Source organism: Flavobacterium sp. ACAM 123 (genome assembly GCF_000264055.1).
In the GTDB taxonomy this organism is placed as follows: domain Bacteria; phylum Bacteroidota; class Bacteroidia; order Flavobacteriales; family Flavobacteriaceae; genus Flavobacterium.
On the sequence record NZ_AJXL01000127.1, the window covers coordinates 1 to 8935 of the forward strand.

At 34.2% G+C, this 8935-nt stretch carries 6 protein-coding genes, 1 tRNA gene and 2 pseudogenes; 2 read left to right on the plus strand and 7 right to left on the minus strand.

Annotated features, from left to right (window positions below; translation table 11 throughout):
* A tRNA-Thr gene (locus A3SG_RS0116160) sits at positions 1–74 on the plus strand.
* Between the two features lie 247 nt (positions 75–321).
* Here A3SG_RS0116160 and A3SG_RS0116165 read toward each other — a convergent pair.
* The 6 genes and pseudogenes from A3SG_RS0116165 to A3SG_RS0116190 all read right to left on the minus strand — a co-directional run bounded on the left by A3SG_RS0116165 (position 322) and on the right by A3SG_RS0116190 (position 5786).
* Positions 322–1041, minus strand: coding sequence for a DUF4369 domain-containing protein (locus tag A3SG_RS0116165; protein WP_016991047.1), 720 nt, complete (start codon positions 1039–1041; stop codon positions 322–324).
* Between the two features lie 124 nt (positions 1042–1165).
* Entirely contained in the window at positions 1166–3028 is a 1863-nt protein-coding gene (locus A3SG_RS0116170; RefSeq protein ID WP_016991048.1) for a peptidase M61, read from the minus strand.
* A gap of 133 nt (positions 3029–3161) precedes the next feature.
* Positions 3162–3439, minus strand: a pseudogene (locus tag A3SG_RS23005) (DUF2805 domain-containing protein).
* 109 nt (positions 3440–3548) lie between these two features.
* Positions 3549–4385 carry a sterol desaturase family protein gene (locus A3SG_RS0116180; protein WP_016991049.1) on the minus strand — a complete coding sequence of 279 codons (837 nt, stop codon included), beginning with the start codon at positions 4383–4385 and terminating at the stop codon, positions 3549–3551.
* An 87-nt stretch (positions 4386–4472) separates the two neighbouring features.
* Entirely contained in the window at positions 4473–4826 is a 354-nt protein-coding gene (locus A3SG_RS0116185; protein ID WP_029596865.1) for a DoxX family membrane protein, read from the minus strand.
* Between the two features lie 60 nt (positions 4827–4886).
* Positions 4887–5786, minus strand: a complete 900-nt coding sequence (locus A3SG_RS0116190) for an EamA family transporter (RefSeq protein ID WP_016991051.1) — start codon at positions 5784–5786, stop codon at positions 4887–4889.
* 403 nt (positions 5787–6189) lie between these two features.
* On the opposite strand from A3SG_RS0116190, the pseudogene A3SG_RS20160 reads away from it, so the two are divergent.
* A pseudogene (locus A3SG_RS20160) lies at positions 6190–8308 on the plus strand (TonB-dependent receptor domain-containing protein).
* 123 nt (positions 8309–8431) lie between these two features.
* Here A3SG_RS20160 and A3SG_RS0116200 read toward each other — a convergent pair.
* Positions 8432–8830 (minus strand): DUF2721 domain-containing protein, encoded by a 399-nt coding sequence (locus tag A3SG_RS0116200; protein WP_016991053.1) that lies wholly within the window; start codon positions 8828–8830, stop codon positions 8432–8434.
* Between the last annotated feature and the right edge of the window lie 105 nt (positions 8831–8935).

The window sequence follows — 8935 nt, forward strand, 5'->3', positions numbered from 1 at the left end:
GCCAGCGTAGCTCAGTTGGCTAGAGCAGCTGATTTGTAATCAGCAGGTCGTGGGTTCGAGTCCCTCCGCCGGCTCATTGTAAAACCATCTAACTTTTGTTAGGTGGTTTTTTGTTGGACTACCCAACGAATTGATGTTGTAGTCCAAATTGTTTTGGTGTAATGTCGATGTAATATGAAAATAGTTGGATGCAATTGGACTATATTGAAGATACAATCGGTATGATATAGTAGATAAAAATAGGTTCACTATACAAAAAAAACGCCTCAATACAATTGGGGCGTTTTTTAAATATTTTAAGAATACGTAGAAACAGGAGCTCTAATCGTTTTGTTCTAGTGTTCTTACCTTGACTACATATTCAGTCAGTTTCTTTCCGTAAAGACCCGTTGCTACTTTTGGAGTCATCGATTTTTGAATAGTATCTAGGTATTTAAGATTGATGTCATAGATATCAGATAAAGTGATGTATGGAGCTACTTCGTAATCCTTATTGTTAATAGCAAAATTGGTAGCATATAAATACCTTCTTTTTGTATTAGAATCTTGTTTAACGCTTAGGCTGTCGACTGCTTTCGTGTTGTTGCTTTTTATAGCATTGAATTTTTGTTCAAGTAAGTTTAAGTTGTCATCTCTAAAACGGGAACTAATTTTTTTATACTCCTCATATAATTCTTGATTTTTTGATCCTGTTATTTTAGCTGCCGAAAGGTAAGCGTCCAAGTTCGTTTCTATATTCATGGTTCCCGGCTCAGCAAAAAACAATAAATTGTTGTCTAATGAATTGCTAACTCCTCTGTCCAGGAACAGATAAAGCATTTCAGGTGACTTTAAATCGATATCGCTCTCAAACGCAGAGCTGCCGTCAATTGTAATGGTGTCTATGGCGACAAGAGCGCTATCAACTACTCGTTGAATATATAAGGTGCCTGTTTTTAGCCCTTTAATATTTCCGGTAATGTGTAAGTTTGTTTTTGACTCATTTTTAGCACAGGAGGCCAAAAGCAAAAGCGAAACAAATGCAAGAAGTGATTTTTTCATTGGTTAATTATTTTGCTGCAAAATAAAGAAAATTGTTGGAAAGTTGAGTCGCTATATTGCGTGAATTTCACAAAAAAAACCCCAATCTATTTCTAAATTGGAATTTCTTGTTTGATTTTTAGTTTTAACCTCTTAACCAGGCTTCTCGTAAAGTCTTTTTAGTCGCGTCGGTTGCGTTAAGGGCTTCTTTTTCTTCATAAGGAAGTTGTACTTGTCCTTTAAGAATTTGTTCTGCTCCATCTCGTTTTATTTTAACGGTAATTCCGTCGTTTTCTTTCCACGCCTGACTTTCACTAATCATATCGTAGATATTGTCCAGAGAATAGGGTTTCTCATTTATAGCCATTATAATATCACCTCCTTTAAGACCTAAGGCAGTATAAAAATCGTTTAATTCCATATTGGGAATAACTACGATTTCTTTTGTCTGTGGATTTACGGTTATGTAAGGTACTTGTCCTTTTAGGAATACATTTCCAGGAGATTTTACGGTCGATTGTGTTACGCCTACTTTTGCAAAATAAGTTTCGTAAGGAATCGGAGTGGTACCGGCCACATAAGTTGCTAAAAATGCGCCCACTTCTGGGTAGGTTAAAGCCGTGATTTTAGCAAAAAGTTCGTTGTCGTTAAATGGTTTTGAAACACCGTATTCGTTAGAAAGTTTTTGCATCAAATCAAGAATACCTCTTTCCCCGTTGCTTTTTTCTCTGATAATAATGTCCAAACACATTCCTATCAATGATCCTTTTTGATATACGTTGATGTATTGGTCTTTGTAGGGTTGTTTTAAGACATTGGCACTCATTGTGGTAAAAGACATGGTGTCGTTCATTGCATCCGCACGTTCCATTTGGTCTGAAAGCCGATTGTAAAAATCCTCTTCAGTGATTAAGCCTTGGTTGATTTGGAAAAGATTAGCGAAATATTCGGTAACGCCTTCGTACATCCATAGATGTTCTGACATTTTTGGATTATTATAATCAAAATATTGTATTTCTTTAGAGTGAATGCTAAGTGGCGTAACGATATGGAAAAATTCATGGGAAACTACATCCATCATCGATTTTACTAATTCCTCTTTTGGCATTACCTCTGGTAAAACAACTGTCGTGGCTTTAGGGTGCTCTAACGCTCCAAAACCTTTTGCATCATTTTCCTCCATGGTGGAGAGATACAATAAAACGCTGTATTTTTTAGTAGCATTTATTTTTCCTAAAAAGGTTTTTTGTGCCGTCATCATGGTTTTCATCTCCGGAGCGATACTTTCAGCAGTAACTTTTCCAGAAGGAGAATAAACGCTAATAAGGATTTCCATCCCGTCAACTGTAAATGTCGTGTAATCCGGTTTTGAATACATAATTGGGTTTTCTACCAATTCTGCATAACGAGCAGTGATAAAAGTATCGGCTGTATTGCTTGCATCCAAGTCGGTCATTGAAGTACTTCCCCAAAGTGTTGCCGGGTGTGTAATCGTGACCTTATAAGGTATAGACATAAAGTTGCTAAAGTAACCCACAAAACAATGCGTGTTTAACATTATATTTTTGCCGGCATCGATGTTTGATCCTGCAGGTGAAAAAATATCTTCATCGCCAAATTTTGTTCCTTTTTCCGTGTCAAATGAATCATTCACTAAATAAGTGATTTTGTCTAGGGTTTTAGCTTTTGAAATAGACCAAGAATTTACATCAATTTTTTTTACGACCAAAAGAGTTCCCTTTGCATCATAAGCCTTTAAATCGTCGATATACCTTCCGTAATTGTCCTCTGAGTAGGTTCCTGGAACTGTTTTAGGAATATGGTAGGTGATTTCATCTGTAGTGATAGATGGAGCGTTTACTGTTACCAGTACTTGATCGTTCTTTATTTCGTTCAGGTTAATTGCAACTTGAATCTGCTGTTTTGTTGTTGCGCTTGTCACTGAACTCGAAGTCTTGCAACTCCAAAGGACCGATGTAAATGCAAATGCAAAAATTATTTTTTTCATTTTTTCTTGAGTTTTGTAATTAGACAGTCAAAATGTAAATATGTTACAGGATACAAGCAGGGAATAAGTTGTGAAAGAGAATTATAAGTTTTTGTAAAAAAAAACACCCTTAAGAAGAGTGTTTTTTAATTGGTTAATCCAATTTATTTTTGATATAATATTTACCATCCAAGTCTTCATCAAAATGATCAATTTTAATGGGTTTTGGCTTTGGTTTATTTGCAGTAGCTTTCTTTTTCCACATTTCAAATTTCTCTGCCGGCATCTTCTTTTTCATAATTTCCAAAACTTCTTTTTCGACCAGACCAAATTCTTTTTTAATAATTTCAAAAGGATTTTTTCTTCTAAGGCCAATGTAACAAGTTTTTCTGTTTGTTCCCAGTTTAATTCTTTGCGGTTACTCTTTTTCATCATGTGAAAATTAATTCAGTTTGTTTTTAATGATTAATAATTGATTCTAAATTAGATAGAACAATATTAAGACAAATATAATTACTTATAACCATAAAATCAATTTTTTTTATGGAGTGTAATTCTTTTCCAATGAACGTTGTTTTTGAAAAGGAATTTTCAACAAATTCTTCAATTCATTGTGATCTTCTGTTTTCATATGGCTGTCAATGCCATATACAATTTCTTCTTTAGGAAGGGTTCTGAATGTTCCGAAAAGACGGTCCCAAACGGAGAATATATTTCCGTAATTACTGTCTGTGTAAGGTAATTTATAATGATGGTGCACTTTATGCATGTCAGGAGACACAATTAAATAACTCATAAGAGTGTCCCATTTTTTTGGTAATGTAATGTTGGCATGGTTAAATTGAGTTGCAATCACTGATAGCGTTTGGTATAGTAATACCAACCACATAGGACTCCCAACAATTAAAACGCCCAAAGTCGTGAATGTAAATCGAATAATGCTTTCGCCGGGATGATGCCTATTGGCAGATGTAGTGTCCACCCAAGTATCGGTATGGTGTATCAGGTGAAATCGCCACAGCAATTTAGTTTTGTGTTCTACAAAGTGTACAAGATAAGCTCCGATTAAATCTAATAACAACAACCCTATTAATACATACAACCATAATGGTACTACAGGAAGCCATTGAAGAATTCCAAAATGATTCGCAACCGTCCAATCAGCCGTTTTTAATAAAACGAAAGCCAATAAGAAATTGATAACAATAGTGGTTAATGTGAGAAATATGTTAATACCGGCATGATGCCATTTCTTGTAATCAAAGTTAAAAAGAGGGTAGGCATTCTCAATCAACCAAAAAATAGTGATTCCACTTACCAAAATTAAGCTCCTGTGTGCTGATGGAATAGTAGAAAAATAATTAATAATTTCATTCATGACACTATTTTTTATATCAAAAATACTAAATTTTTAGATATAATTACCTAGATACCAGTTAATTATTGATTAATATGATTTTATTCATTATGAATATTGATAGGCCCAGAAGATCAAACCCAATTGTAAGGGCATGCGTAATAATAAGACCCATGGAGGAAGGCCCATTCTTGCCTTTTCAACTTGGTACATATAGATATGAGTTGGAAAAACGGCAATTAACAGAGCGATAATTCCCCAAGCAGCATAGGTAGATAATACCGGTATAACTAATGCCATGCCCAGGATAATTTCAGCAATTCCGCTTAGGGTATTTACTAATTTTGGATTAGGAAAAAAAGGAGGGATAATTTTTTGATACATTCTAGGGCTTCTAAAATGATTTATTCCTGCTAGTATATAAATAAAAGCCATTAAGTATAAATGCCAAGGAAAATTCATAGAGTTAAAGTTAAGGATGAGGTGCATGAATATACTATTTTTGTCAACTAAAGTTTACCGTTATAATAGTTTGCGTTTAAACTTCACATTCATGATTACAATAGCAATAATAATAAGAACAATTCCAAGCCATTGAAATGGTTTTACATCTTCGTTTAATAATACAAAAGCCATCGTTACAGAAACGGGAAGTTCTAATGCAGAGACAATACTTCCTAAACCAATTCCTGTTAGTGGGAAACCGGCATTCATAAGCATTGGTGGAATAATAGTTCCAAATAAAGCAAGAATGATTCCCCATTTTAGAAAAATATCAAAGTTAAATGGTGTGACTTGAGTTGCTATCGAAAATGAAAATACGATTATTGCGCCACCCAGAAGCATATATAAACTACGCTGTGCAGAAGAAATATTGGTTGCTACACGATTTGCAGTAAACATAGTGGTGGTAAAAGATGCCGCCGCCAGCATACCCCACATAATGCCGTGCCAGTCAAGTGGAATTTCATTTTGAATTAAATTTGTAGCTAAAACGGTCCCGAAAAGTACGATAATTACCGAAACCACTTTTTGGGTGGAAGGAAGCTTCTTTTCTAAAATCATTTCGAGTAACACTCCCATCCAAACGGTTTGCATCAACAATACAATTCCAATAGAAACAGGAATATATTTTACGGCTAAATAATAGAAAATACTAGTCATTCCTAATGAAGTTCCTGCCAGCATCAGTTGAAATATGTTCTGTTTTGACGCCTTTAACGCTGTATTTTTGTTTTTTGTTTTTTGAAACAAATTAATAAGTAATATTCCTATTATCCCTAACACAAATTGTGAGGTAGTCACTTCTGCCGTGGTGTATCCTTCGTTGTAGGCCATTTTTACAAAAGTGGCAAGCATACCATAACTAGTTGCGCCAAAGGCAACTAGAAATACTCCTTTTAAAACGTTATTATTCGACATTCTTTATTTTTTTGAGGGGCAAAGGTACGCTTTCAAGTGCAACGTAACTTTGGAGGAGTCATTATTTTTTAAAATAAGTCGTTTACTATAGGATTATAATTCCTCAATCATTTTTTGGAGGTCATTTCAAAAATCAAGAACAGTATTATCAAAAGAAACTCTGAAGGATTCCACAACAAGAAAATTGTGTTTCTGTAGTGTTGCTGTTGTTGTTTTTCTTGTTCGGAAAAACGAACTGTAGAGACCATAGTGTGCTTGTATTTATTGAAGTAAATTAACATGTAGGCCTTTTTTAGGTGTTTTAGATCTAATGTTCGTTGGTTTTTATTAGTTGAACTTTTTTTGATAAAGCTGTAACATCTAATCGATATGGTTGACTCATGGAATATCTCACAAAATAAACATGAAAAAAATATATTTGATTGCTTTGATGACTATCGCGAGTTTTTGTAAGCTTTCTGCTCAAACTACTCTTGAAAAAACACCCGAAAAAACAACAGAGTTAGATGAAGTGGCTATCATAAAAACCAAAAAAGCGGTAGAGCAAAAAGCAGATCGAACCATTTTTAATTTTGCAGACCAACCTAGTTTAAACACAGGTTCTGTGTTAGAAGGAATAAAAAAATTACCGGGTTTAATTGCCTCAGATATTGCGGGAATGATGTATCAAGGAAAACAACTAGACGTTTTTATGGACGGCAGACCGCTTAATATTTCTACCGCTGAGCTGAATGCCTTTTTAGAAGGGATGCCTGCCAATGCGATTGAGAAAATCGAAATTATCACTCAGCCAGGTGCTGAGTTTCCCGCGACTTCTGGTGGAGCGATTTTGAATATCATTACGAACAAGAATGCTAAGAATTACTTGAGTGCCACCTATACTAACAGTACGAGTTTTACCAGTTATGATGCTGTACGCTGGAGAATGAACAACAGCCTCTTGTTGAGTGCTAAAAATAAGTATTTTGGTTGGCAATTAAATGTAGGTCAGAATTATAGAGAAAGCGCCATCTGGACTTCTCTTGAAAAAGAAGAAAACGGTATGATGTCATTACTGTCAAGAACAGATGCGGATCGCATAGGAAGAAATAACTTCATAAAATCAGCAGCAACAATTGATATAGGTAAAGACCGATTGTTATTGAATTATGATTTAACTCAAAATAATAATGACAGCTATACCTTGGGCAATGGACCCAGTTTTAGTACTAATGATGCCTCAGTAAATACTAGCTTAAGACAAGATGCAGTTGTAACCTACCAGAAAAAGTTTGGAAATACATCCAAAAAATTAGAGTTTAAATTTAATTATAATAACAATACAAATGATTTCGAATTAAGTCCAGTTGGTAATTCATCGCTGACTTTAGCGAATTCATCAAACCAAAACGTATATAATTTTAAGTTTGATTATTCCCAACCAATTAAATTTTCTGATGAAGGGAAATTAAGTTTTGGTAGTTTGTATGAAGAGTTACTTTTTGAAGCAGCAAGCAAAGGAAACATAAATTTAGATTATAAACGTAGAACGGCAGCATCTTACATCGAGTTGCAATCTAAGTTTGATAAAATGAACTTTATTGTTGGTGGTCGAGCTGAAGACTATAATATTACGGGTAACACTGACACGGCTGAATTAACGGCATTCAAGCAATTTCGCTTTTTTCCTAATGCAAGTGCGCAGTATAATTTTAACAATTCGATTAATTTTAATGTCAATTACAATAAAAAGATAACGCTACCAAGTACATCAGCCTTGAATCCAAACAACACTAATTATCAGAATCCAAATATTGATTACTCCGGTAACCCAAACTTGCAACCGACTCTTTTTGATAATTATGAAGTTAAGTTAAGTGCTTATGATTATGCTTTTATCAATTATAACATCAGCTCGGCTAAGAACCAGGTTATTAATAGAGTTACGCTTAATAATGACGTGGTAATCAATACGAATGAGAATATTCCGGAGATAAAGATTCATAACTTTAGTGTTGGTATGCCAATACCTTATATGTTGTTTACCGAAGGACTAAAAGAAACTATGAAAATGAATGTGAATCCGGATACGATGAACTTCTTATATGTGTATGCGGGATATCAATACCATCAAATTCCTGATGTAGATACTAATGGTTTTTGGATGTTTAATTTTATGTCACAAATCGTATTGCCAAAAGAGATAAAATTTGTGGCTAATTATAATTACATTATTCCAAAAGGGAATTATTTTTATTTCATTGCTGTTAAGCCTTTCAGGAATGCTTTGGATTTAAGTTTTTCAAAAAAGTTCTTAAAAGACCAATTAACACTTTCAATCTATGCGGATGATGTTTTGAATACGAATGAAAATGCTTTTAATTCCTACCAAACAACCCTGCTAATTAGTAATAAAATGGACACGAGAAAATTTGGCTTTAGCCTAAATTACAAGATTCCAACAAAAAACAAGATGGCTAAAGAAAGACCCAAATTTATTGAATAAAGATAAAAAAGAAGATAGCGGGATTTTGAACCAATAGGCTTTTTTTGTTGCTCTGCTTCCTACTTTTTTAAATCAGATAGTAGTACAGCTATACGGGTTGAATAATTGTGTTTGGGCACCGACCTTAGTTATATAAAGTGAAAGCGCGAGGGCTTTTAGTCTAAAGATTATTGTCCATCAGGCCACTCAAATGCAGTCGTAAAGCATTTACTGAAATGCTGATTTCCCAAAAAGACAAACCTAAAGAAGTCAGTAAACTAAGTAAACTCAATCCAAAAAAATAGAGGCTGATTAGTTGTAAATCGAGAAAAAGCAGCAACATCGCGAAAACCGAAAGAAACAAACAACACACGCCAAAAAGTTGCATGTAACGGATAAGCGTCAATCGTAAGTTGAGGTTTTTAATTTCGAGTAATATGGTTTTACTTTCTTTTTCATCATACGTTTTTTTCAATCCCCTAACTATGGAAGCGATAGTCAAAAACCGATTTGTGTAAGCCAATAAAATCAGTGAGGTGGCAGAAAACAATAACGCTGGAGTTTCTATATTTAGAGTCATTTTGGAAATTTGTTAGTGAGACTGAATTAGCAAATTTCGATAAACTTTTTGTTATAACGACTTTTTTGTGTAAAAAATCCCGTATCAGAAGTAGAAGATTTACTT

Excerpts from the sequence above, each read along its gene's own strand:
- A3SG_RS0116185 (WP_029596865.1), bottom strand. The coding sequence starts at position 4,826 with ATGAATTTTCCTTGGCATTTATACTTAATGGCTTTTATTTATATACTA.
- A3SG_RS0116190 (WP_016991051.1), bottom strand. The coding sequence starts at position 5,786 with ATGTCGAATAATAACGTTTTAAAAGGAGTATTTCTAGTTGCCTTTGGC.
- A3SG_RS0116165 (WP_016991047.1), bottom strand. The coding sequence starts at position 1,041 with ATGAAAAAATCACTTCTTGCATTTGTTTCGCTTTTGCTTTTGGCCTCC.
- A3SG_RS0116170 (WP_016991048.1), bottom strand. The coding sequence starts at position 3,028 with ATGAAAAAAATAATTTTTGCATTTGCATTTACATCGGTCCTTTGGAGT.
- A3SG_RS0116180 (WP_016991049.1), bottom strand. The coding sequence starts at position 4,385 with ATGAATGAAATTATTAATTATTTTTCTACTATTCCATCAGCACACAGG.
- A3SG_RS0116200 (WP_016991053.1), bottom strand. The coding sequence starts at position 8,830 with ATGACTCTAAATATAGAAACTCCAGCGTTATTGTTTTCTGCCACCTCA.